The organism is Actinomycetes bacterium (assembly GCA_036000965.1).
GTDB lineage: Bacteria > Actinomycetota > CALGFH01 > CALGFH01 > CALGFH01 > DASYUT01.
This window is the reverse complement of record DASYUT010000251.1, coordinates 1-22,821: the sequence shown is the minus strand read 5'-3', so window position 1 is coordinate 22,821 and position 22,821 is coordinate 1. Positions and strand designations below refer to the sequence as shown.

Genomic DNA, 22,821 nt, shown 5'->3' with positions numbered 1-22,821 from the left:
GGGGGGCTGGGGGTGGGGGGTTGGGTGGTGGCGCGCAGCACGGCGCTGGCGCCCCTGCCGAGCGCTCGGGGGACCGCGGCCAGGGAGAACCCCGGCGACGCCGAACCAGCCAACACCGCCAACACAAGCAGCGCGGCGACGGCGGCGCCGCCCTTGAGCCTGGCACGCCTCACCGCGTCAGGCCACCGCCCAGCCGGACTTGCCCAGCTTCACAGTCACGTAGGCGGTGGGCATCCTGCCCGCGCCTGCGTCGGCCATCACGAGGACCCGTGCCTCGCTGGCGCCGACCCGCTGCTGCTGCAGGGCCTCCACCCTGTCACGAGCGACGTGCTGGGTGCGGGCGAACCAGTCGGCGGCGACCTCCTCGGGCCGCCGCCCGACCTGCCGGGCCACGGCCCCGCTGGTCGCCTTGTGCAGGGCCGACGTGCGCTCCACCGTGGCCGCACCGGACCTGGCAGCCGGCAGGCTCCTGGCCCCGGGCGCGTCGGCGTTGTCGTACAGCGAGCTGACGATCGACCCGAGCACGACCATCAGCACGGCCACGGCGGTGAGCCGGCGGCCCAGCGGGCTGGCCAGCACCCGGACCGGGACGAGCAGGAGCTGGGCCGCGGCGCGGATGCCAGGCCCGAGCGGCTCCCCGGCGCCCGGGGCCAGCCCGGCGACGCCGGGACGGGCACGCCGAACTGCGGTTGCGTGCGCGTTCATCTTGGATCACTCCCCAGTTGCATTGACGTACGCCGCCTTGCGCAACCTGCGGCGACGAACGATCCACCAGCGGCTGAGCACGGCGAACAGCAGCGGCCACGTGGATCCCGCGAGCAGCATCCCGACGTACTCGTCGGAGGAATGCAGGGCGTTGGCCACCCGCATCACGGCCAGGGAGGCCAGGGACGCGAAGGCCAGCACGAGCGCGGAGGCAAGAAGGGGAAGGAGCCACCATCGGATCACGGCACCGCGCCGGCGCGGGCCGTCAACCGTCAGCGGGACGGCGAACGGCGCGGCCAGGCAGAGCAGGAACAGCAGGGTCTGGGCGCAGGTCGCCAGCATCGCCAGCACGCCCAGGGCGACGGCGAACGGCAGCACGTAGCCGAGGGCCGACGTGGCGATGAACGCCCGCTCCGGGCCGCGCCTGCCGATCGCCCAGTCGTTCACGCCGCTGACGTTGCGGCGCAGGACGCCGAGCACGCCACCCTTGCTCGACGGGTCTGCCTCGGCAAGCACCGACGTGCCCGTCTGGAGGCGCGACAGCGGCTGGGCCACGAACGAGGTCCAGTAGCGGGTGGCGAGCCGCTGGTGGGCCTCGTCGGCGCTGCGCGCCCCCCTGGTCTCACCGTTCGGCGCCACCTGTGCGACTGCCCCGAGCATGACGTTCGGGATGCCCACACCCGGCTTGGCGGCGAGCCGCATGGCCCCCTGCGGCTTGGTCACCAGCAGCGTGGCGCCCAGCACGAGCATGATGGCCAGCAGCCAGGTGCGGGCCGAGGGCCGCCTGAGGATCCCGTAGCCCAGCAGCGCGAGCAGGACCAGCTGGGTGCCGCCCTCGAGCAGCGGGCGGTGACCCTCGCGCCAGCCGCCCACGCCGTCCGCCGTGCGCCCGCCGACAAGGAAGTCGAACAGGTTGAAGCGGTAGACGTCGCGCTGCCGCTCGATGGACGAACGGGCGAGCCACCCGGTGGCCCGGACCGCCGCCCGCGCCCAGGAGTTCAGCACGCCCCCGCCGGCGATGTCGACGAGCTCGTGCTGGTAGCTCCATGGTGCGCCGCCAGGCGCGGAGCCGGCGTCGCGGCTCGGGTGGATGACGATCACCACGGCCAGCAGCACCGCCGCGGCGACCATGTAACGGACCAGCACGACGCGGAACTGCCCGGCGACCCCGCGGTCAGCAGCCAGCGGGACGGTCCGGATGGACGCGTCCCGCGAGCGGTCGCGGTGCTTCTGGGCGGTGATGCTCACGGCTTCCCCTTCACGTGAACAGCGCGCGTTGCGTCGAGCTGCGCTCGAACATACGTTCGAACAAAACATATGTTCTGCCTATTGGGCGTCCACGTCAAGCTGGGTTTTCGCCCTTCGCCGCGCCGCTATATCGCTATCCCCTTGGCTCCAGTCCGGCCTGTCCGATGCGTTCCGAACGTGCGCCGGCGATCGCGCCGTAGGGAAGCGGCGGCGTAACCACCGCCTCCTCGATGAGCCGGTAGAACAGCAGGCCGCGGTGGGTGGCCGAGCGCCGGTTGAACCGGAAGGTGAACTCGTCCAGGTACCAGTCCAGCTGGGCCGGTGACGCCGCGCCCTGGTGGGTCCCGGCAAGCCACCGTCTGAGCAGGCGGGAAACCAGGTCGACGAAGGCCAGGGACCGCCGCTCGGCCCGGCCGCGCGGCTGGGCCGTGTAGCCCCGCTCACGCAGGACGCCGACGAGCCCGGAGTCGGCCGTGCGGACCACGGCGCCGGGCTCCACCGCCCAGGCAACGAACGCGGCCAGGCCGGCCGTCCCGCCTGCCACCTGCTGCATTCGCACCCTCCCCGGCTCGTCGCCGCGGTCCTCGACCGCCAGCGCGACCACGCTGCGCCGCCCGACCGGGGTCTCGCCGACCTCGACCACGCCGGAGAGCCGGGGCCGGCCCGAGCGGACCATGGCGCGCCGGTAGCGGTGCAGCAGCATCCAGGCGGTCTCGTAGCTGGCCAGACCGAGGCGGCGCTGCAGGTCGGCAGCTGAGACACCCTGCTCGGCGGTGGCGATCATCCAGGCCGCCGTGAACCAGCACGACAGCGGCGTGCGGGTGCCCTGGAACAGGGTGCCGGACGTGACCGTCGTCTGGTGCTGGCAGGACGGGCAGACGAGCCGGCGGCGCGAGCCACGCCACGGCTGCCTGGCGACCGCGCCGCACGCCGGGCAGACGAACCCGTCCGGCCAGCTCAGCCGTTCCAGGTAGCGCGCGCAGGCGTCGTCGTCAGGGAACAGCTCGCAGAACTCTGCCCAGGTGCGGGGGTAGTCCCGGCCGGGCTCGGGCATCGCGGCCCGCTGGCGCTCAGCCTCCGGAGGTCCAGAGGCCGCCCCCGCTGGGCCTTCGCTCCCTGGGGGGCCGGTGGGCCCTGCCACTGGGCGTTGGCTGCCTGGGGGACCGGTGGGCGCTGCCACTGCGCGTTCGCTCCTCGGAGGGCCGGTAGGCGCTGCCACTGCGCGTTCGCTTCCCGGGGGGTCGCTTGGCGCTGCCATCGGGACCTCGGTGGGCGGTCCGCCGGTCCTGCCAGGCTACAGGGGGCCGAGCCGGTCCGCCGGCCAGACCCGCACGACGGCCCGGCCGACCAGGGCGGAGCGGGGGACCTGGCCGAAGACCCGGGAGTCGGAGGAGTCCTGGCGGTTGTCGCCCATCATCCAGTAATGGTCGGGCGCGATCCGGACCGGACCGAAGTCGTCGGTGAACGTGCGGGGGGGCAGGTAGGGCTCTTCGACCGGGCCGCCGTTGCGCCACAGCCGGCCGTCGCGGCCCTCCACCACGTCGCCCGGGAGCCCCACCACCCGCTTGATCAGGTCCTCGCTGCCCGGCGGGGTGCCGCCGAAACCCTGGGCCACCGCCCGCCGCATCCACGAGAGGGCGCCCGAGTCGGCCCGGTGGCGCGCGAAGGTCGGCCGCAGGAACACCACCACCTCCCCGTGCTCGGGTGCGCCGAGCCGGTAGGAGAGGCGGTTCACGACCACCCGGTCGCCGACTTCGAGGGTCGGCGCCATCGACCGGGACGGGATGAAGAAGGCCTGCACCAGGAACCCTTTGACCAGCACCGCGAGCACGATGGCGGTGAGCACGAGCAGCGGCAGCTCGCCCCACTGGCCCTGGTGCCCGCGCGCGTGCCGGGGGTGCCGGCTGGAGGCCCGGGGGTGCCGGCTCCCGTACCGCTCCACCCGGGTCGCTCTGGTCGGCGTGTGGTGCAGTTCCTCCACTCCCTTTCGTCCCGACGGGGGTGTCCGAGCCGCCTGCGCGTCTTCCGGCCGTCGGCGCGCTCGGGCGTGCGGGGGACCGACCTTCGTCACGGGGGGGCCGTGCGCCGACCGGGGAGCCATTGTCGCGCATCCCGCCGACAATGGGGGAGTCCAGGGTGCCGCCTGGCCTGGGGCCCAGCCTCAGCCCTGGCACCCGCCCGGACCGTACGGGTACCACCAGGCCTTGCGGTCCGCCGAGGGGCCAACCGAGCAAGAGCCGGCGCGGCAAGGAGAGACGAATCGGCCGGTCGGACCCCGTCCCCCACTCCGAGCAGAGCAGTCGCAGCGAACGGGGTCCGACCGGCCGCCCCACGCCGCGCCTACGGGTTCCCGCGCTCGGCCGAGGCGATGGCTGCGTCCAGCACGTCCAGCCCCTCGTTGAGCAACCCCTCCTCCATCACCAGCGGGGCGAGGATGCGGACCACGTTGTCGTGGATCCCGGCCTTGAGGGTGAGCACGCCGTTCCGGGCCGCCTCGGCCAGGACCTGGCTCGTTGCGGCCTTGGCCGGCTCCTTGGTGTCCCGGTCGGTGACCAGCTCGAGCCCCATCATGGCCCCGAGCCCGCGCACCTCCCCGACGAGGCGGTGGCGCTCGCCCATCTCGCCCAGGCGGCGGCCGAGGATCTCGCCCATCCGTCTGGACCGTTCGAGCAGGTCGCCGTGCTCGAACAGCTCGATGGTGGCCAGGGCGGCCGTGCAGGCCAGGGGGTTGCCGCCGTAGGTGCCGCCGAGGCCGCCAGGTCCGGGGGCGTCCATCAGCTCCTGCCTGCCGGTGACGGCGGCCAGCGGCAGGCCGGCCGCGATGGACTTGGCCGACAGGGTGAAGTCGGGGACGACGCCCGGGGTCTGCTCGACCGCGTAGAGGGTGCCGGTGCGGCCGAAGCCGGACTGGACCTCGTCGGCCACGAACGGGATGTCGAGGTCACGGCAGATCCCGGCGATGCGCTCGAGCCATCCGGGCGGCGGGGCGATGAACCCGCCCTCGCCCTGGACCGGCTCCACCAGCACCGCGGCCACGTTCTGGGCGCCGATGTGGACCTTGATCTCCTCCTCGACGTAGTCGGCGCAGGCGATCCCGCACGACGGGTAGGCGAGATGGAAGGGGCAGCGGTAGCAGTACGCATAGGGGACCCGGTAGACCTCGCTCGGGAACGGGTGGTAGCCCTGCTTGTAGGGGTCCACCTTCCCGGTCATCGCCAGCGCCAGCAGCGTGCGCCCGTGGAAGGCGTTGTCGAACACGACCACGCCCTGGCGACCGGTGGCGGCCCTGGCGATCTTGACCACGTTCTCGGTCGCCTCCGCACCCGAGTTCACCAGGAAGGTCCGCTTGTCGTAGTCGCCCGGGGCAAGTCGGTTCAGCGCCTCGGCCACCGCCACGTACGGCTCGCTCATCAGCGCGTGCTGGCAGGTGTGCAGGTAGCTGTCCACCTGGGCCTTGATCGCGGCGACGACGCTCGGCGGGGTGTGGCCGACGTTGAGGACGCCCAGCCCGCCGGTGAAGTCGATGAAGCGGTTGCCGTCGACGTCCTCGATGACGGCGCCGTGGGCGGCGGCGGCGTACACCGGGGTCATCGTGCCGACGCCCCGGGCCACCGCCCTGCGCCTGCGCTCCTGCAGCGCCTGGCTGGCCGGGCCGGGCACGGCGCCGACGAGCTTGCGCTCCTGGGGCATGGTCACGTTCGCTCCTCTCGTCGAGCCTGCCGGGGTCCTCGAGGGGCCGGGCCCGCGGCCGCCGGCGGTCAGCCGGTCACCTTCGTCCGGGTGACGAGCGAGACCTCCATGAAGCGGCGGGCCAGCTCGGAGAAGTAGGGCCCGGGTGGCACCACGTCCTCGGGCGCGTACACGCCCGGCTTGTCGATGACCTTGTGGGCCAGGAACTGCGCCACGATGCTCGGCGGCACCCCGGTGTCGAGCTGCCCGGAACCCGCCTGCCAGGTCGGGTGGGGCCGGACCAGGCACTCGGCCAGCACCTCGGCGGTGCCGGTGGCGGTCTGGGAGGGCGGGGCGAGGGCCGGGTCCCCCGGCCCGGCCCGTCGCCCACGCACCCGCACCCAGATCGCCTCGGCGTCGTCGGCCTGCACCTCGGTTCCCTGGCGGTCCAGGGTCGCCGAGATCTGGTGGACCAGCAGCTCCCGCGGGATGACCTTGCCGCTGGGCAGGTCGACCGGGTCCGTGCCGGCCAGGCCGAGCCCGGTGAGCAGGGCCATGCGGTCCATGAAGTCGGGCGGGAAGCCGACCTTGAACGAGACCGTCTGCACGTCCCGCTCGGCGAAGTGCAGCGGCAGGGTGGCGACCTCGGAGTGCAGGGTGTGGCCGACCCGGACCCGACCCACCGGGGCCGGGAAGTCCAGCTCCTCCTGCTCGCTCATGGCCGGCACCGCGGCCCAGCGACCGCCCCGGAAGACCATGGCGGGCACCGAGAACTCGTCGAGCAGGGTGTGGACCGCGTACGGGAGCGGCAGGGGCGCGGTCGACTTGGTGAAGTCGGCGATGCCGAGCCGGACCTCGACCGCCTCCACGGTGGCCAGCTCCCGCGCGGCCAGCGCGGCCATCACGTTGGTGGTGCCGGGGCTCGCGCCCATGCCGGGGACCGCGGTGACCCCCGCGGCCACGAAACGGTCGTGCAGGCCGAGCTGCCTGCGGGTGGTGTGGAACAACCCGCCGAGGTCGACGTAGTGCGTGCCGGTGTCGGCGCACGCCTGCATGACAGGGACGTTGGTGGCGTGCCAGGCGCAGTTGGCGACGACGTCGACCTGCTCGAAGGCGCGGCGCAGGGCCTCCGGGTCGCCAGCCGACAGGGTCATGCCCTGGACGCGGGCGGTGCCGTTGGAGCCAGAGTAGGCCGCCGCCCAGCCGGCCGCCTCCCGGGCCCGCAGGCCGTCCAGGTCGGCCACGACTACCTCGTCCACGCCGTCGGACTCGGTCAGGTCGCGGATCGTCCAGCGCCCCATGGCGCCGGCGCCGCCGAGCACGAGCGCGCGCATCCTGCTCCTCGACGAGTGCCACCACGGTCCCGGCCGCCCCCGCCCGCGCAGCCCCGGTGCAGCAGAGAGCGGCTCCGGCGAGCAGGTTGACAGCATGGGCCCGGCCGAGGAAGGGCCCGGCCGTCCAAGCCTCCGCCGTCTGGTTTGTACGAACCGGCGATCCGAGGCTGGCAGACAGGCTCGCGCTGTGTACAGTTGTGCCTGGTGACCCGCACCCTCACCCCGGTCGCCCCGGGAGGCACCGTGCCCACGACCGTCGCCGACCTGCTCGCCATCGACGAGCTGTCGCTGCGCCTGGTCGCCGGGTCCAGCGGGGTCGGCCGCCCGATCCGCTGGGCCCACGTGTCGGAGCTGGACGACCCGACGCCGTTCCTCCGCGGCGGGGAGGTCCTGCTCACCACCGGCTTCGGCCTCAAGGGCGGTCCGCGGACCCAGGCCCGCTTCGTCGAGCGTCTCGCCAAAGCCAACCTGGCCGGCCTTGGCCTGGGCCTCGGCTTCGCCTTCGGGTCCACCCCCGCCGCGGTCGCCGAGGCGGCCGAGGCGGCCGGCTTCCCGCTGTTCGAGGTGCCGTTCGAGGTGCCGTTCATCGCCATCACCGAGGCGCTGTTCTCGCGGCTCATCAACGAGCAGTACCTGCTGCTGCAGCGGGCCGGCACGGTGCAGCAGACCCTGTCCCGGCTGCTCGTCGAGGAGGCCGGGCTGGACGCCCTGCTCGGCGCCTACGCCCGCATGACCGGGACCACGACCCTGCTGTACGACCTCCACGGCGAGGTGCTGGCCGGCTCCCCGGACGCCGCGCGGCTCATCGACCCCAGGGCCGTCTGGGCCGAGATCCAGGCCCTGCGGCCCGAGGGCAACGAGTTCTCGGTCACCCTGTCCGGCCGCGACGGCTGCCGCTCGCTGCTGCCCATCCTGGTCGGGGGCTCGCCCAGCGCCTTCCTGGTCATGGCCCGCAGGGAGCGGCACGAGCCCTTCCACCAGGTGGTCTCCCACCACCTGGCCACCGCGATCGCGCTGGACTTGGCCAAGACCCAGGCGGTCGCCCGCACCGAGCGCCGGCTGGTCGGCGACTTCCTCGACGCCCTGCTCGAGGGGGAGCTCTCGGGCGAGGAGACCAGGCGGCGGCTGCGCTTCCTCGGCCTGGGCGGGTCGCCGGCCGTGGCCGTGCTGGTCGGCCGGCCGGTCGACCCGGACCCCGACCCCGAGGCGCAGCGCGAGGTCCTGCGCCGGCTGGTGGAGGACCGGCTGTCACGCCGTCCGGCGCCCTACGTCTGCAGCGTCACCGACGCCACCGTGGTTGCCCTGTTCGAGTCCGGAGACCTGGCGGAGGCCAGGGCGGCCGCGCAGGCCGTCTCCGATGGCGTCCAGGCCCGGGGGTTGGCCGCCCGCTTCGGCTTGGGTGCGCCCGAGTCCCAGCCCCGGGCCCTCCGCCGTGCCTACCAGGAGGCACGCTTCGCGCTGGAGGCGGCGGCCACGGTCGGCGCCGACGTCCCGGTGGCCAGCGTCGACAACCTCGGCAGCCACCGACTGCTGCTCGCCCTCCAGGAGGACGCCGCCCTGGAGGCCTTCTCGCGCGGCCTGCTCGCCTCGATCCGCGCCTACGACGAGCGCCAGCACGGTGACCTGGTGACCAGCCTGCGCACGTTCCTCGAGCACAACGGCAACTGGGAGTCGGCCGCCCGGGCCCTCGGCGTGCACCGCCACACCCTGCGTTACCGCATCCGCCGGGTCGCCCAGCTGACCGGGCGTGACCTCGACTCGGCCGCCGAGCGGGTCGAGTTCTGGCTCGCCCTGCAGGCCGAGCAGGTCCTGGCCGGCCGGCGCGGCCCCGCATAGCGGGCCGGTCAGGTAGCCGGTTTCGAAGGGATTGCGGGCCCTCCGGGGCTGAGCGCACCGTTTCTGCACCTGCGTGTGCCGATCCGGAGAAGTCGACCCCCGTCCGGCGCCGGTTCGTACATAGACGAACCCGCCGGTGGTGGTAACGTGCCGGGCGGCTGGTTCGGTCGTATCTTGCGGGGATCACCCGGCTCGCGCGCCCTCCCTGGAGCCCCCGCCGGGACCGGGGCGGTGGACGCCCGACAACCGTGGAGACGAGGGCCGATGGTGGAGGCGAAGGTGGGGACGGGCGCCGAGCGGGGCGCGGCCGGGCCGGACGCCGAGCTGCCAGCGATCGAGCTCCAGGGGGTCGTCAAGCAGTTCCCCGCCGCCAGCGGGGGCGTCCGGGCCGTCGAGCAGGTCGACCTCGCCATCGCCGAGGGCGAGTTCTTCTCCCTGCTCGGCCCGTCGGGCTGCGGCAAGACGACCACCCTGCGCATGATCGCCGGGTTCGAGGAGCCGACCAGCGGCCGCATCCTGCTCCACGGGCGGGACGTCGTCGGGGTCCCGCCCTACCGGCGCGACGTCAACATGGTCTTCCAGCAGTACGCCCTCTTCCCCCACATGGACGTGTTCGAGAACGTGGCGTTCGGCCTGCGCCGCAAGAAGGTGGCCAAGGGAGAGATCAGCCGCCGGGTGACCGAGATGCTCGAGCTGGTCGAGCTGACCGGCAAGGAGGGCAGGAAGCCGCGCCAGCTCTCTGGCGGCCAGCAGCAGCGGGTGGCGCTGGCCAGGGCGCTGGTCAACAATCCGCGGGCGCTGCTGCTCGACGAGCCGCTGGGCGCGCTCGACCTCAAGCTGCGCAAGGCCATGCAGCTCGAGCTGAAACGGATCCAGCGGGAGGTCGGCATCACCTTCGTGTACGTCACCCACGACCAGGAGGAGGCCCTGACCATGTCGGACCGCCTCGTGGTCATGGACGCCGGGCGGATCGAGCAGCTCGGCACGCCGCGCGCCATGTACGAGCGGCCGGCGACCCGGTTCGTGGCCAACTTCCTGGGCACCTCCAACATCGTCACCGGGCGGGTCGACGCGGACGGGGACGGCTTCGCCCTGACCGGCCTCGGCCCGGACGAGCGGGTGCTGGTCCCCGCGGGGGAGCAGGTCTACGCCGGCGAGCAGGTCGACGTCGCCGTCCGGCCCGAGAAGACGGTGCTCACACCGGCTTCGGAGCCGCCCCCGCCGGGCCACTGCGCGCTGCGCGGCACCGTCACCGACGTGGTCTACCTGGGGACGTCGACCAGCTACCGGGTGGTGACGGCGGGCGGCGCCGAGATGGCCGTGTACCGCCAGAACCTGGCCGCCCTGCCGGGCGCCGAGGTCACCCAGGCCCAGGAGGTGTGGCTGTCGTGGCCGCCTGACCACTCCTACGTGCTCGAACGCTGACAAGAGAAACGCCGACGGGAGAGAGGAACTCGCAGTGGACCAGGACAAGCGCCCCCCCCGGATCGACGCCGCGCTGCTCCGCGGGCTGACCCAGCCCCGCCTCACCCGCCGGGCGATGCTCAGGGCGGCTGGCGCCGGCGCCGGCGTGGCCGGTGTGTCGGCCCTGCTGGCCGCCTGCGGCGTCTCCGGCACCAACCAGGAGAACGAGAACAAGGCTCCCACCCCGGGCTTCTGGGACAGCCAGAAGAAGGCCGGCCTGCTCAACTTCGCCAACTGGCCGCTGTACATGGACGTGGAGAAGGTGGGCGGCAAGGAGACCCACCCCACCCTCGACCAGTTCACCAAGGAGACCGGCATCAAGGTGAACTACAAGGAGGTCATCGAGTCCAACGACACCTTCCTCGGCAAGATCCTGCCGTCGCTGCGGGCCGGGCAGGACACCGGCTGGGACCTGATCGTCATCACCAACGGCCCCCCGCTGTCCAGGCTGCTGCGCCAGAAGTTCCTGATCGAGCTCGACCAGTCGAAGCTGCCCAACTTCAGCAAGAACGCCGGGGCGGCGTTCAAGGAGCGCGACTACGACCCTGGCAACAAGTACACCATCCCCTGGCAGGGCGGCATGACCGGGATCGCCTACAACCCGAAGTTCACCAAGCGGGAGCTCACCAGCTTCGAGGACCTGTTCGACCCGAAGTTCAAGGGCAAGATCGGCATGTTCGGCGACGTCAACGACGCGCCCAACCTCACCCTGGCCGGGCTGGGCATCGACCCGGCCAAGTCGACCGAGGCCGACTGGAAGCGGGCCGCGGCCAAGCTCACCGAGCAGCGCGACAAGGGCCTGGTGCGCAAGTACTTCGACAACTCGGGTGAGGCCCAGGCGCTGGCGAGCGGGGACGTGTGGGTCTCGATGGCCTACTCGGGGGACGTGTTCCAGCTCAACGCCGAGAAGGGCCGGGAGGAGCTGAAGTTCATCGTGCCCAAGGAGGGCGCGATGCTGTGGACCGACAACATGTGCATCCCGGTCAAGGCCCAGCACCCGCTGGACGCGATCACCTACATGGACTACGTGTACCGGCCGGAGGTCGCGGGCGCGCTGGCCGCGTACATCACCTATGTCACCCCGGTGCCGGCCGCCAAGCAGGCGATCGAGGCCGAGGCGGCCAAGGCCAGCGGCGAGGACAAGGCCTCCCTCGAGGACGCGGCCAAGAGCCCGTTCGTCTTCCCCAAGGAGAGCGACCTGGCCAACACCCACAGCTACCGCGAACTCACGCCCGAGGAGGAGAAGACCTGGAACCGCCTCTTCCAGCCCATCTTCCAGTCCTGAGCGCCCCGTGAGCGCAGTCCTGAGCGCCCCGTGAGCGCCCGACCGAGGGTGGGCCGGACCCTCGCCCCGTACCTGCTGGTCCTGCCGGGCGGGCTCTGGCTCGCGGCCTTCTTCCTGATCCCCACCGCGGTCATGCTGTCGCTGTCGCTGCAGAGCGGCAGCGTCGAGGAGGGGTTCCGGCTCACCTGGCGGGTCTCCACCTACACCGAGGCGATCGGCCTCTACCACACCCAGCTGGTCCGCTCGGTGACCTACAGCGCGACCGTGACCGTGCTCGCCCTGGTGATCGCCTACCCGACGGCGTACTGGATCGCGTTCCACGGCGGCAGCCGCAAGTCGAGCTACCTGCTCCTGATCCTGCTGCCGTTCTTCGTGTCGTTCGTCATCCGCACCGTGTCCTGGCAGTTCATCCTGTCCGACCAGGGGATCGTGCTCGCGCCGCTCAAGTCGCTCGGCCTGCTGCCCGAGGACTTCCACCTGCTGGCCACGTCCGCGGCGGTGATCGGCGGGCTCACCTACAACTTCCTGCCGTTCATGGTGCTGCCGCTGTACGTGTCGCTCGAGCGCATCGACCCCAGCCTGGTGGAGGCCGCGAGCGACCTGTACGCGAGCAGGGCCCAGGGCTTCCTGCGGGTGACCCTGCCCCTGTCGCTGCCCGGCGTGTTCGCCGGCGTCCTGCTCACCTTCGTGCCCGCCGCCGCCGACTTCGTGAACGCGACCATCCTCGGCGGGCCGGGGACCACCATGATCGGCAACGTGATCCAGACCGAGTACCTCACCAACCTCGACTACCCGCTCGCCTCGGCGCTCTCCTTCACCCTGATGGCCGCCCTGCTCATCGGGGTGTTCGCCTACGCAAGGGCGCTCGGGACCGAGGAGGTCCTGGAGGTGAGCGCCGCGTGACCAGGGCGGGCGCAGGCGGACCGGAAGCGGGTCGCCGGCCAGGGGAGCGCCGATGAGCGTGGTGGGGGAGGCGGCGCGCCCGGAGGCGAACGGCAGCGCGGTGCCGCCCCGGGCCGCCCGCCGGGCGCGGCGCTGGCCCGGGCGGATCCTGCCCGTCTACACCTGGCTGGTCATCCTCTACCTGGTCCTGCCGATCATGGTGATGATCGCGTTCGGGTTCAACGACACCAAGAGCAGGCTGAACCTGACCTGGCAGGGGTTCACCTTCCACTGGTACCGCGACGTGTTCGCCAACCCGGCGCTCTCGGCCGCGTTCAGGAACACGCTGCTGGTCGCCGTGCTCACCACGGCCGTGGCCACCACGCTGGGCACGATGCTCGGCCTCGCCCTCGGCCGCTACCGGTTCCGGGGCCAGGGCGGGGTCGACCTGCTCATCTTCGCGGCCATCTCATGTCCCGAGCTGGTGCTCGGCACGGCCCTGCTCAGCCTGTTCATCACCCTGCAGGTGCCCCGCGGGCTCCTCACCATCCTGCTCGCCCACATCATGTTCAGCGTGCCGTTCGTGGCCGTCACCGTCCGGGCCCGGATGGCCGGGTTCGACGTCTCGCTCGAGGAGGCCGCCCAGGACCTCGGCGCCGACCCCTGGACGACGTTCCGCAAGGTGACCCTGCCGCTCATCTTCCCCGGGATCATGGCCGGGGCCCTGCTCGCCTTCGCCCTGTCGATCGACGACTACATCATCACGAGCTTCATCAACGGCCAGACCGAGACCTTCCCGATCTGGGTCTACGGCGCCACCCGCCAGGGCGTGCCGCCCCAGGTCAACGTGCTGGGGACCTTCCTGTTCCTGACCGGCGTGGGGCTCGCGGTGGCCAACGCCGTTGCCCTGCGCCGCCGCAAGCTGTAGCAGACTGACCAAGGCGAGGGTGTGACCTCGGGCCGCTCACGAAGGAGCACGGGATGCGCAGGCTGCAGAACTTCATCGACGGTGCGTACCGGGACGCGGCCGACGGCCGCACCGCCACGCTCGTCAACCCCTCCACCGGGGAGGGCTTCGCCGAGGCGCCGGTGTCGGGCGCCGCCGACGTGGAGGCCGCCTGCCAGGCGGCCGTGCGCGGGTTCGAGACGTGGCGCGACGCCACCCCGGCCGAGCGCAGCCGCGCCCTGCTGAAGATCGCCGACGCCATGGAGGCGCGCGGCGAGGAGCTGGTCCGGCTCGAGTGCGAGAACACCGGCAAGCCGTTCCAGCTCACCATGGACGAGGAGCTCCCGCCCATGCTGGACCAGATCCGGTTCTTCGCCGGCGCGGCCCGCGTGCTGGAGGGCCGCTCGGCCGGCGAGTACATGGCCGGCCACACCTCGATGGTCCGGCGCGAGCCGGTGGGGGTCTGCGCCCAGGTCACGCCCTGGAACTACCCGATGATGATGGCGGTGTGGAAGTGGGCGCCCGCGATCGCGGCCGGCAACGCGGTCGTGCTCAAGCCGTCCGACACCACCCCGGTGACCACCGTGTGGATGGCCGAGCTGCTCGGCGAGTTCCTGCCCCCCGGGGTGCTCAACGTCGTCACCGGGGACCGCGAGACCGGCGCCGCCCTGGTCAGCCACAAGATCCCGGCGATGGTGAGCATCACCGGCAGCGTCCGGGCCGGCAAGGAGGTCGCCCGCGCGGCCGCCGACGACCTCAAGCGGGTGCACCTCGAGCTCGGCGGCAAGGCGCCGGTGATCGTGTTCGACGACGCCGACGTGGCCGCGGCGGCCGAGGCGATCGCGGTCGCCGGATACTTCAACGCCGGCCAGGACTGCACCGCCGCGACCCGGGTGCTCGCCGGGCCCGGGATCCACGACGACTTCCTGTCCGCCCTGGTCGAGCAGGCCAAGGAGACCAGGACGGGCGCGCCCGACGACGAGGACGTCCTCTACGGCCCGCTGAACAACGCCAACCAGCTCGCCCGGGTGCGGGGCTTCCTGGAGCGCGCCCCGGGCCACGCCGAGGTGGTCGCGGGCGGCAACGCCATCACCGACCGGGGCGGGTTCTTCCACGAGCCGACCGTGGTCAGCGGGCTCGAGCAGTCCGACGAGATGATCCAGCAGGAGGTCTTCGGCCCGGTCATCACCGTGCAGCGCTTCGACGACGAGGAGAAGGCGCTGGCCTGGGCCAACGGGGTCGAGTACGGCCTGGCCTCGAGCGTGTGGACGCGCGACCACGGCCGGGCCATGCGCATGGCCCGTGGGCTCGACTTCGGCTGCGTGTGGATCAACACCCACATCCCGCTGGTGGCGGAGATGCCCCACGGCGGCTTCAAGCACTCCGGGTACGGCAAGGACCTGTCGATGTACGGCCTCGAGGACTACACCCGCATCAAGCACGTCATGTCGAACATCGAGGGGTAGGACCGGTCAGGCCGGCCCCTCGCCGGCAGGGCCCGGGAAGCGGGCGAAGCCCTTCCAGGCCAGGCCGGCCAGCTCGTCGGCCAGCTCGTCGGCGGACAGGGGGCGGGCCTCGGTCAGCCACCAGGTCGCCGCGCCCTCGGCCATTCCGACGATGGCGACCGCGAGCGCCATCGCCCTGGTGTCGGGCAGGCCCGCCTCGGCCCGGATGATCGCGGCGATGCGGCCGGCCACCCACTCCCGGAAGCGGGACACGCGGCGCTGGAACGAGGCGTCCAGGCCGAGCGCCTCGGTGAACAGGACCCGGAAGGCGTCCTCGTGGACGTCGACGAACCGGAGGTAGGCGCCGAACCCCTGGCGCAGCCGCTCGGCGTTGTCGCCGGCCCGGCCGAGCGCCTCGGTGAACGCGCCCTCGAGCCTGGCCAGCTCGCTGCCGAGCAGGTCGGTGCAGAGGGCGTGCTTGGAAGGGAAGTGCTGGTACACCACGGGCTTGGTGACGCCGGCGGCCTCGGCGATGGCCTCCATCGACGCGCCCCGGTAGCCGTCCCGCGCGAACAGGCGGCAGGCCACCGCGAGGAGCTGGGCGCGACGCTCGGCCGCGGGTAGGCGGACCCCCCCTGCCGTGGTGTTCACCCGGAGCACTCTCCCTTGCGTTCGGTCGTTCAGCAGCGCATGCTACCCATGAGTAGGTTACTCAGCAGTAACCAGGCTCGTGCGGTGCGGCTGGAGCGGTGCGGCTGGAAAGGACGAGTGCAATGATCGGCTTCGAGCTGGCAGAAGACCAAGTCGCCGCCCAGAAGTGGGCCCGCGAGTTCGCCGAGAAGGAGATCCGCCCGGTCGCCCCCGGGTACGACGAGACCGAGGACTTCCCCTGGCCGGTGGTGAAGAAGGCGGCCCAGGTCGGGCTGTACGGCATGGACTTCTACCAGATGATCGGCGAGGACGACTCCGGCATCCTCCAGCCGCTGATCGTCGAGGAGCTCTGCTGGGGCTGCGCCGGCATCTCGCTGGCCATCTTCGGCTCCGGCCTGCCGCTGGTCGCCCTGATGGCCTCGGGCACGCCCGACCAGGTCGCCACCTGGGCGCCCCGCATGTTCGGCACCCCCGACGACCCCAAGGTGGCCGCGTTCGCGGTCACCGAGCCGGGGGCCGGCTCGGACGTGTCCAGCCTGCGCACCCGCGCGGTCAGGGACGGCGGCGACTGGGTGCTGAACGGGCAGAAGGTGTTCATCACCAACGGCGGCATCGCCGACGTGCACGTCGTGGTGGCCACCGTCGACCCGTCGCTCGGCCACCGCGGGCAGGCAAGCTTCCTGGTCCCGCCGGGCACCCCCGGCCTTCGCCAGGGCAAGAAGGAGAGGAAGCTGGGGATCCGGGCCTCGCACACCGCCGAGGTGCTGCTCGAGGACTGCCGGCTGCCCGCCGACTGCCTGCTCGGAGGCGAGGAGCGGCTGAACGCCAAGCTCGGGGCGGCCCGCTCGCCTGAGGCCCGTTCGCCTGAGGCGCGCGAGGCCCAATCGCCTGAAGCGCGCGAGGCCCGCAACAAGGACCAGCGCAGGACCAGCTCGGGTGCGCTCAAGACCTTCGAGGCGACCCGGCCCATCGTCGCGGCGCAGGCCGTCGGCATCGCGCGGGCCGCGTTCGAGTTCGCCCGCGACTACGCGCGCGAGCGGACCCAGTTCGGCAAGCCGATCGCCGCCCAGCAGGCGATCGCGTTCAAGCTGGCCGACATGGCCACCGAGATCGACGCGGCCCGCCTGCTGGTCTGGCGGGCGTCCTGGATGGCCCGCAACGGCGCGCCGTTCGCCCACGCCGAGGGCTCGATGTCGAAGCTCAAGGCAGGGGAGGTCGCGGTGCGGGTCACCGACGAGGCGATCCAGGTGCTGGGCGGCTACGGCTACATCCGCGACTTCCCGGTCGAGAAGTGGCACCGCGACTCCAAGATCTACTCCCTCTTTGAGGGCACCAGCGAGATCCAGCGCCTGGTCATCTCCCGCGCCAACGGCGGCCTGGCCTGACCTGGACCCGCCGACCGGCCGGAAGCTGGCGCAGGCGCTGTTGGGGGGCCGTGGGGGGAGCGTGTACCTGCCAGACCGCGGCTCCCCCAGCACGATGGCACCGGCGCTCTTGGGGGGCCGTGGGGGGAGCGTGTACCTGCCAGACCGCGGCTCCCCCAGGAAGCTGGCGCAGGCGCTCTTGGGGGGCCGTGGGGGGAGCGAGCTCCCCCCACATCGACAGAGGACCGCGGCAATTCAGACCCGAGTCGGTGTGCGCGCCTCCTGGCCGGGCATGAGGACGGTGCCGAGCGGGCGGCGCCGCTCGGCCCGGGCGAGCAGCAGCAGGTGCACCGCGAACAGCACGAGCACGCCGGCCAGGAAGAGGTAGCTGGGCAGGAGCGGGGCGCCTCTGTCCTTGTAGGCGAAGACGGTGACCGGGGCGAAGTTGGGGCGGACGAGGCCGGAGCCGGCCGGCGGCGCCTTCGGCGAGATCACGATGGCGGCCACGGTGGTGCCGTCGTCGGTGGTGTAGTAGGACTTGGCGTCCAGGTTGGTGACGTCGAGCTCCTTGCTCGAGTCCTTCACGTTCTTGTTCCGCTGGCTGATGAGCTTCGCGACCGCGGCCTGCCTGGCCGTGTCCAGGTCGGCCTTGAGCTCCTCGTCTGCTGCCGACAGCTTGCCGCCGCCCTCCGGCGCGACCGGCGCCTCGGACCAGCCGTTGCCGGCGGCGCCCTGGAAGTCGTCGACCTTGGGGAACCTGGAGGCCACCGGGTCCTGCCTGGCGAACTCCTTGAGCGAGGCCGCGGTGCCCTTCGGCCCGGTGAGCGGCTTGGTCCCGGGCAGGCCGAACGTCCAGGTCGCCGAGAGCATGACCAGGAAGCCGAAGAAGGCGACAGCGGCGATCAGATACCCCTTGAGCGCGCCGAAGTTCGCCGCGAGCAGCATGTACACCGAGCCGGCCAGGCAGATGAAGCCGGTGGCGAAGAGCAGTAGACCCTTCACGGACGGGACGCCTCCTCCTTTGGCCTAGCGGGCTCCGCGCCGGTACTGGCTCAGGGCGACCGCCACCTGCTGCGTGGCGGTGCCCTGGGCCTTGAACCGGAGCTGCTGGCGCGGCTTGTTGTCGCTCTGGATCGAGAGCAGGTAGTTGACCAGGTTGACGATCTGCTGGTCGTTCATGGGCCCGCCGTAGCGGACGCCCCAGGTCGGCATCGGCGTCGGCGGCCGGCCCTTCTGGATCGTCGCCCAGGCCACGTCGGCCACCTGCTGGTCGGGGTGGCGCTGGTAGATCTCGTGCAGGTTCGGAGCGGGGTAGTCGTCCGGCTTGGCGTTCTTGACCCCGGGGGTGACGTAGCGCTTGACCACGCCGCCCTCGGCGTTCAGGCCGTGGCAGCGGGCGCAGAACTCCTCGTAGGACTGCCGGCCGAGCACGACCGACTCCTTCTCCTGCTTGGCGCCGGCCGCCCGCATCCTGGCCGGCTCCCGCACGTAGAGGAAGGGCAGCAGGATGGCGAGCAGCGCGGTCAGGGCGACGCCGGCCAGCTGGTAGCCCTCGAGCACGCGGCCCTCGAGGGCCTCGTCGGTCGGGCCGGGCCGGCGCGAGGGCGGGGCGCCGCCCACCGCCCGCGCCTTCTGGCGGGCGCCGGTCAGGGCGATGATCAGGACGGTCAGGACGACGAGCCCGGCCGCGACCACGAAGAAGAGGACGGTGCCCTTGCTCATGCCTTCTCCCCGCCCCCTCCGCCGCCGCCGCCGACGCAGTGCGGGCCCTGGAGCTCCTGCCCGGTGGTGTTGGTGCCCCGGGCCGGGCCGGTGACGATCTTGGAGGTGTCGACCACCACCTGGTCGCCCTGGACGGTGATGGCGAAGCGGTCGAGGCCGCGGGGGGCGGGGCCCTCCTTGTACTCGCCGGCCTGGTTGTACTTGGAGCCGTGGCAGGGGCACTCCCACCACTGGGCCGTGGCGCACCAGGGGACGCGGCAGCCGAGGTGCACGCAGCGCTGGTACAGCGCCATGTAGCCGCCGCCGGCGACGCCCTTGTACACGCCCTCCCGGTCCACCGCGTCGTCGTAGGGGACGAGGTAGAAGCGGCCCTCAGGGATGTAGGCGTAGCCGTCGTTGGCCTTGATGTCGGCGTCGATCTTGGTCTTGTTGCCGGCCTTGATCTTCGTCCCGAAGCCCTCGCTGAGGTTCGGCCACAGGAAGTAGACGGTCCCGGCCCCGAACCCGGCCAGGCTGGCCCCCAGGGAGGCGAGCCAGGCGTTGCGCAGGAAGGAGCGCCGGCTGACCTTGGGCTTCTTGGGCGCTGGCCGGGGGATGGCCGGCGGGACCCCCGAGGTGGTCGCCATCGATGCGGATCCTTTGCTTCGTCGTGGTGGCTAGAACTCGAAGAAGATGCAGGATGGGTCCGGATGGACCACCGAGGAGCAGTTGTTCATCCACGGCCACACCCACTCGAAGCTCGGGCCGCGGAAGAACGAACCGGCCATGACCAGGGTGGCCCAGAACATCAGGAACATCGTGAACATGAGGACCGCCAGCTTGCGGTTCTCGGGCCGCATGGACGGGTTCTTGTCGAAGTAGGGCGTCGCGGCCAGGACCGTCAGGGCGATGCCTGGGATGGTCACGCCCGCCACCATGGGGTGGAAGTAGCGCAGCAGCTCCTGCAGGCCGAGGAAGTACCACGGCGCCTTGGACGGGTTCGGGGTCAGGTTGGAGTTAGCCAGCTCCCGCAGAGGCGCGTTCACGAATATCGAGAACACGGTGAGGAAGGCGAAGCAGGCGAAGGCCGCCACCGCCTCCCGGATCAGCAGGTGCGGCCAGACGTTGACCTTGTCCTCCTGGCGGGACTCGACCCGCTGGATGCCCTCGGGCGGGACCATGGCGAGCAGGCGGTGGGTCTCCCCCTGCTTGGCCGCGGCGCCGGCCTGGCCGGGCAGGCCCTTGGTAGCCACCGCGGCGGCCACCCGGGCCGCGCGCTCCTCAGGGGTGAGCCGCCGGCCGTTGCCGCCGTTGCCGCCCGGCGCGGGCCGGGCCGGGGCCGCCGGGCGGGCGGCGGGCGCCGCCGCAGGTGCTGAGGCCTGGGACGCCGGCGCGGTGGCCACGGCGGCTGGCTGCGCGGCGGCGGCCGGCTCCGCTGCCGGGGCGGCGGGCGTGGCCGCGGCCACGCCGCGGTTGGGCCCGCGGGCCCGGCGCACGGCGACCGACTTGGCCTTGGCCCGGGCGGTGCGCTCGGACTCGCCGGCCGCGATCAGGCGGTCGTAGGTTTCCTGGTCCGGCGCGATTTCCTCTGCCATCGATCTACCTCTCCTACAGCGGGCCCGAGATGCCGCCGTCCTTGCGGATCCGCCAGAAGTGGACCGCCATGAAGATGACGGCCACGAAAGGCAGCGCCAGGACGTGCAGCACGTACCAGCGGATGAGGGTTGCCGGCCCGATCTCCACCGCGCCGAGCAGGACGAAGCGAACCTGGTCCCCGATCACCGGGGTGTAGCCCATCATCGAGGTGCCGACCGCCACCGCCCAGATCGCGAGCTGGTCCCAGGGCAGCAGGTAGCCGGTGAACGACAGCAGCAGGGTGAGCAGCAGCAGCACCACGCCCACGACCCAGTTGAACTCCCGCGGCGGCTTGTAGGCGCCGTGGTAGAAGACGCGGGCCATGTGCAGGAACACGGTGAACACCATGAGGTGGGCCGCGTAGCGGTGCACGTTCCGCATCAGCTGGCCGAAGTTCACCGAGGCGGACAGGGCCTGCATGTCGTTGTAGGCGAGCTCCTGTCCCAGCCCGGCCGACGGCCGGTAGAAGAACATCAGGAAGATGCCGGTGATCGTCAGCAGGATGAACAGGAAGAAGGAGAGCCCGCCGAGGCAGAAGGTGTAGGTAAGCTTCAGCCCGTGCCGCTTCACCTTCACCGGGTGCAGGTGGTACAGCACGTTGTTCATCATCGCCAGGGCCCGGTCCCGGGAGGTGTCCCGGTAGCCGGCCCGGTAGATGGAGCCCGGCCGGAAGATCGACTTCCAGACCTGCGACTCGCGGGTCTGCTTCCACAACTCCCCCGGGCTGGGGGGCTTCGGCGGCCGCTTCAGCGCCACGTGCGTCTCCTCGAGGTCGACGGCCCGCGAGCCCAACCGGCGTGGGCACGTCCTGTTTTTCGTTGCTGCCTGGTCCCTATCCCTTCGCCGCCGCCTTGCCCTCGCCGACCCTGGCGTACCACAGGGCGCCGGTCGGGCAGCGGTCGATGCAGATGCCGCAGCGCACGCACTCGTTGTCGTCGATGACGAACAGTGCGTGCGACGACTGGGCCAGGGTGGTGACCTCCTGGCCCTGGCCGTCCTTCACGATGTCCGGGGCCAGCATGTAGATGCAGTCCCACGGGCAGACGTCCTCGCAGGCGCGGCAGAGGATGCACAGCTCGGGCGAGAGGGCGATGTGGCGGCGTGGCTTGATCCGGTCCTGCAGCCAGTTCGGGTCGACCGTGGTCAGCGTGTAGTCGTCGTGCATGCTCGGCTTGTTGGGGTTCATCCTCCGATCCCCTCACTTGTAGCCACCGGTCGCCTCCCGCTTCTCCTCGCCGGTGGGCAGCACCTTGGGGCTGCGCCTGTTGTAGGCGCGCACGGCGAGGCCGCCGGCGGTGAGCACCACCCCGTACCAGCCGACCACGACGACGTCGCGGACCGCCTGCATGGGCAGGGTGAGCGTGCGGAAGCCGAGGGGGAGGCGGAAGGTGTAGGTCCACTTCAGCACCCCGTCGGCGAAGTACAGGAACCACGACGGGATGACGGCCATGGTGACGAACAGCGCAAGCCACAGGGCCATCGTCACCAGCGTGAGCGACACCCAGCGCCCGCCCTCGTCCTTCGGTCGAACCAGCGACACCCTTGCGACCTCCAGCGGTCCTCGTGATGGGCACGCCATGCGCGTGCGGGACAGACACCGCGCCCCGCCGACCTGCCCTGCGGGACACCGGTCTTCGAGCGGTCTCCCGCTTCGGGCGCATCGTAGCACCCGTCCGGTGCACCGCCAACGCACAGCCGTGCAGGTCACAGGCGATATCAGGGCTCGTTCACCCCTTCACGAGTTCACGTGACCGGTCGCACGAGTGCACTTGGCTGGGAGGTGCCACCCTCATCCTTCCGCCTCGCCGCCGATAGACTCGATGCGACCCGTTCGACCAGCACTTCGACCAGCACGAGGAACCGCCAATGTCGCGCCGCACCGTCATCGCCGGGATGGGCGTGCTCGGCGTGCTCGCCCTGGCCGCGCTCGTGGCCATGGTCGGAGGGGGGGGCACGGGGCTCGGCCCCGAGCGCACCCCGGGCCAGGTCAGGCAGGTGGCCGCCAACGTGGTCGTCGTGCCGGCCGGCCAGCGCCGGCCCCTGCCCGCGTTTGCGGGCCAGACGGTGACGGGGGGGACCTTCGACCTGGCCAGCCTGCGCGGGCAGGTGGCCGTGCTGAACTTCTGGGCCTCCTGGTGCGGCCCGTGCCGGGCCGAGCAGGCCGGCCTGGAGCAGGCCAGCCGCCAGCTCGCGGCCAGGGGGGTCAGGTTCGTCGGGGTCAACATCCGCGACCAGCGCGCCCCGGCCGCCGCCTACCTCGAGGAGTTCGGCGTCTCCTACCCCTCCCTGTACGACCAGCCGTCCCGGCTGCCCCAGCTCCTCCGGGGCGACGGCGGCGAAGGGCCGCCCTACACGCTCGTAGTCGACGCCCAGGGCCGGATCGCGGCGCGCATCTTCGGCGTGCTGGGCGGCGGCCCGGTCGCCCCCGCGATCCAGGCCCAGCTCCTCGGCGACGTCGTGGACCAGGTGACGTGATGAGTCGACCAGGTGACGTGATGATCAGGTGAGCGTGGCCGAGCGGGCCCAGGAGATCGTCGCCGGTGGCAACCTGTTCCTTGCCATGCTGGTGGCGGCCGCGGCCGGGTTCGTCTCGTTCGCCTCGCCCTGCGTGCTCCCGCTCGTGCCCGGCTACCTCTCCTACATGTCGGGCGTGTCC

Annotated in this window: 23 protein-coding genes; 9 read left to right on the top strand and 14 right to left on the bottom strand. The window is 72.1% G+C overall.

Annotated features, from left to right (window positions below):
- Positions 1 to 177: 177 nt before the first annotated feature.
- From VG276_21770 to VG276_21745, 6 genes are all read right to left on the bottom strand, one after another.
- On the bottom strand, positions 178 to 705 hold the full coding sequence (locus tag VG276_21770; GenBank protein HEV8651951.1) for a hypothetical protein: 528 nt from the start codon (positions 703 to 705) through the stop codon (positions 178 to 180).
- Positions 706 to 711: 6 nt separating this feature from the next.
- Positions 712 to 1,953: a hypothetical protein gene (locus tag VG276_21765; protein HEV8651950.1), complete on the bottom strand. Its 1,242-nt coding sequence runs from the start codon at positions 1,951 to 1,953 to the stop codon at positions 712 to 714.
- Between the two features lie 133 nt (positions 1,954 to 2,086).
- Positions 2,087 to 3,007 (bottom strand): IS1595 family transposase, encoded by a 921-nt coding sequence (locus tag VG276_21760; protein HEV8651949.1) that lies wholly within the window; start codon positions 3,005 to 3,007, stop codon positions 2,087 to 2,089.
- Between the two features lie 240 nt (positions 3,008 to 3,247).
- The gene (gene lepB, locus VG276_21755) at positions 3,248 to 3,934 is read right to left on the bottom strand and encodes a signal peptidase I (GenBank protein HEV8651948.1); all 687 of its coding nucleotides are present in this window, start codon (positions 3,932 to 3,934) and stop codon (positions 3,248 to 3,250) included.
- Between the two features lie 359 nt (positions 3,935 to 4,293).
- Positions 4,294 to 5,643, bottom strand: a complete 1,350-nt coding sequence (gene gabT, locus VG276_21750) for a 4-aminobutyrate--2-oxoglutarate transaminase (protein ID HEV8651947.1) — start codon at positions 5,641 to 5,643, stop codon at positions 4,294 to 4,296.
- 68 nt (positions 5,644 to 5,711) lie between these two features.
- On the bottom strand, positions 5,712 to 6,956 hold the full coding sequence (locus VG276_21745) for a saccharopine dehydrogenase NADP-binding domain-containing protein (protein ID HEV8651946.1): 1,245 nt from the start codon (positions 6,954 to 6,956) through the stop codon (positions 5,712 to 5,714).
- A 204-nt stretch (positions 6,957 to 7,160) separates the two neighbouring features.
- Between VG276_21745 and VG276_21740 the strand changes: the two genes are divergently transcribed.
- The 6 genes from VG276_21740 to VG276_21715 all read left to right on the top strand — a co-directional run bounded on the left by VG276_21740 (position 7,161) and on the right by VG276_21715 (position 14,835).
- Positions 7,161 to 8,792: a PucR family transcriptional regulator ligand-binding domain-containing protein gene (locus tag VG276_21740; protein ID HEV8651945.1), complete on the top strand. Its 1,632-nt coding sequence runs from the start codon at positions 7,161 to 7,163 to the stop codon at positions 8,790 to 8,792.
- A gap of 264 nt (positions 8,793 to 9,056) precedes the next feature.
- Positions 9,057 to 10,217 carry an ABC transporter ATP-binding protein gene (locus VG276_21735; protein ID HEV8651944.1) on the top strand — a complete coding sequence of 387 codons (1,161 nt, stop codon included), beginning with the start codon at positions 9,057 to 9,059 and terminating at the stop codon, positions 10,215 to 10,217.
- Positions 10,218 to 10,251: 34 nt separating this feature from the next.
- Complete coding sequence (locus tag VG276_21730; GenBank protein HEV8651943.1) at positions 10,252 to 11,541, top strand: spermidine/putrescine ABC transporter substrate-binding protein; 1,290 nt, start codon at positions 10,252 to 10,254, stop codon at positions 11,539 to 11,541.
- A 30-nt stretch (positions 11,542 to 11,571) separates the two neighbouring features.
- A complete protein-coding gene (locus VG276_21725; protein ID HEV8651942.1) occupies positions 11,572 to 12,444 on the top strand; it encodes an ABC transporter permease in 873 nt (290 codons plus the stop codon).
- A gap of 52 nt (positions 12,445 to 12,496) precedes the next feature.
- Positions 12,497 to 13,351, top strand: a complete 855-nt coding sequence (locus tag VG276_21720; GenBank protein HEV8651941.1) for an ABC transporter permease — start codon at positions 12,497 to 12,499, stop codon at positions 13,349 to 13,351.
- A gap of 53 nt (positions 13,352 to 13,404) precedes the next feature.
- Positions 13,405 to 14,835, top strand: coding sequence for a gamma-aminobutyraldehyde dehydrogenase (locus VG276_21715; GenBank protein ID HEV8651940.1), 1,431 nt, complete (start codon positions 13,405 to 13,407; stop codon positions 14,833 to 14,835).
- 6 nt (positions 14,836 to 14,841) lie between these two features.
- Here the strand turns inward: VG276_21715 and VG276_21710 are convergent, their stop codons facing one another.
- Positions 14,842 to 15,465, bottom strand: coding sequence for a TetR/AcrR family transcriptional regulator (locus tag VG276_21710; protein ID HEV8651939.1), 624 nt, complete (start codon positions 15,463 to 15,465; stop codon positions 14,842 to 14,844).
- Between the two features lie 122 nt (positions 15,466 to 15,587).
- Here VG276_21710 and VG276_21705 point away from each other — a divergent pair, with 122 nt between their 5' ends.
- On the top strand, positions 15,588 to 16,850 hold the full coding sequence (locus VG276_21705; GenBank protein HEV8651938.1) for an acyl-CoA dehydrogenase family protein: 1,263 nt from the start codon (positions 15,588 to 15,590) through the stop codon (positions 16,848 to 16,850).
- 234 nt (positions 16,851 to 17,084) lie between these two features.
- Here VG276_21705 and VG276_21700 read toward each other — a convergent pair whose 3' ends face one another.
- From VG276_21700 to VG276_21670, 7 genes are all read right to left on the bottom strand, one after another.
- The gene (locus VG276_21700; GenBank protein HEV8651937.1) at positions 17,085 to 17,831 is read right to left on the bottom strand and encodes a hypothetical protein; all 747 of its coding nucleotides are present in this window, start codon (positions 17,829 to 17,831) and stop codon (positions 17,085 to 17,087) included.
- 24 nt (positions 17,832 to 17,855) lie between these two features.
- The gene (locus tag VG276_21695; protein ID HEV8651936.1) at positions 17,856 to 18,551 is read right to left on the bottom strand and encodes a cytochrome c; all 696 of its coding nucleotides are present in this window, start codon (positions 18,549 to 18,551) and stop codon (positions 17,856 to 17,858) included.
- Positions 18,548 to 19,177, bottom strand: a complete 630-nt coding sequence (locus VG276_21690) for a Rieske 2Fe-2S domain-containing protein (GenBank protein ID HEV8651935.1) — start codon at positions 19,175 to 19,177, stop codon at positions 18,548 to 18,550. The genes VG276_21695 and VG276_21690 overlap by 4 nt, the downstream gene beginning before the upstream one ends.
- 30 nt (positions 19,178 to 19,207) lie before the next feature.
- The gene (locus VG276_21685) at positions 19,208 to 20,125 is read right to left on the bottom strand and encodes a menaquinol-cytochrome c reductase cytochrome b subunit (GenBank protein ID HEV8651934.1); all 918 of its coding nucleotides are present in this window, start codon (positions 20,123 to 20,125) and stop codon (positions 19,208 to 19,210) included.
- A 13-nt stretch (positions 20,126 to 20,138) separates the two neighbouring features.
- Positions 20,139 to 20,915, bottom strand: coding sequence for a selenite/tellurite reduction operon b-type cytochrome ExtP (gene extP, locus VG276_21680; GenBank protein HEV8651933.1), 777 nt, complete (start codon positions 20,913 to 20,915; stop codon positions 20,139 to 20,141).
- Positions 20,916 to 20,997: 82 nt separating this feature from the next.
- Positions 20,998 to 21,351, bottom strand: coding sequence for a 4Fe-4S binding protein (locus VG276_21675; GenBank protein HEV8651932.1), 354 nt, complete (start codon positions 21,349 to 21,351; stop codon positions 20,998 to 21,000).
- Positions 21,352 to 21,363: 12 nt separating this feature from the next.
- Positions 21,364 to 21,705 (bottom strand): hypothetical protein, encoded by a 342-nt coding sequence (locus VG276_21670; GenBank protein HEV8651931.1) that lies wholly within the window; start codon positions 21,703 to 21,705, stop codon positions 21,364 to 21,366.
- Between the two features lie 326 nt (positions 21,706 to 22,031).
- Here VG276_21670 and VG276_21665 point away from each other — a divergent pair, with 326 nt between their 5' ends.
- Positions 22,032 to 22,640, top strand: a complete 609-nt coding sequence (locus tag VG276_21665; GenBank protein ID HEV8651930.1) for a TlpA disulfide reductase family protein — start codon at positions 22,032 to 22,034, stop codon at positions 22,638 to 22,640.
- An 85-nt stretch (positions 22,641 to 22,725) separates the two neighbouring features.
- A partial coding sequence (locus tag VG276_21660; GenBank protein HEV8651929.1) for a cytochrome c biogenesis protein CcdA occupies positions 22,726 to 22,821 on the top strand: 96 nt, incomplete at its 3' end.

What these genes read in the sequence shown, in the direction of transcription:
- VG276_21760 (HEV8651949.1), bottom strand. Translation starts at nt 3,007, where the DNA reads ATGCCCGAGCCCGGCCGGGACTACCCCCGCACCTGGGCAGAGTTCTGC.
- VG276_21715 (HEV8651940.1), top strand. Translation starts at nt 13,405, where the DNA reads ATGCGCAGGCTGCAGAACTTCATCGACGGTGCGTACCGGGACGCGGCC.
- VG276_21735 (HEV8651944.1), top strand. Translation starts at nt 9,057, where the DNA reads ATGGTGGAGGCGAAGGTGGGGACGGGCGCCGAGCGGGGCGCGGCCGGG.
- VG276_21690 (HEV8651935.1), bottom strand. Translation starts at nt 19,177, where the DNA reads ATGGCGACCACCTCGGGGGTCCCGCCGGCCATCCCCCGGCCAGCGCCC.
- VG276_21675 (HEV8651932.1), bottom strand. Translation starts at nt 21,351, where the DNA reads ATGAACCCCAACAAGCCGAGCATGCACGACGACTACACGCTGACCACG.
- gabT (HEV8651947.1), bottom strand. Translation starts at nt 5,643, where the DNA reads ATGCCCCAGGAGCGCAAGCTCGTCGGCGCCGTGCCCGGCCCGGCCAGC.
- VG276_21705 (HEV8651938.1), top strand. Translation starts at nt 15,588, where the DNA reads ATGATCGGCTTCGAGCTGGCAGAAGACCAAGTCGCCGCCCAGAAGTGG.
- VG276_21720 (HEV8651941.1), top strand. Translation starts at nt 12,497, where the DNA reads ATGAGCGTGGTGGGGGAGGCGGCGCGCCCGGAGGCGAACGGCAGCGCG.
- VG276_21685 (HEV8651934.1), bottom strand. Translation starts at nt 20,125, where the DNA reads ATGGCAGAGGAAATCGCGCCGGACCAGGAAACCTACGACCGCCTGATC.
- VG276_21695 (HEV8651936.1), bottom strand. Translation starts at nt 18,551, where the DNA reads ATGAGCAAGGGCACCGTCCTCTTCTTCGTGGTCGCGGCCGGGCTCGTC.
- VG276_21770 (HEV8651951.1), bottom strand. Translation starts at nt 705, where the DNA reads ATGAACGCGCACGCAACCGCAGTTCGGCGTGCCCGTCCCGGCGTCGCC.
- VG276_21745 (HEV8651946.1), bottom strand. Translation starts at nt 6,956, where the DNA reads ATGCGCGCGCTCGTGCTCGGCGGCGCCGGCGCCATGGGGCGCTGGACG.
- VG276_21665 (HEV8651930.1), top strand. Translation starts at nt 22,032, where the DNA reads ATGTCGCGCCGCACCGTCATCGCCGGGATGGGCGTGCTCGGCGTGCTC.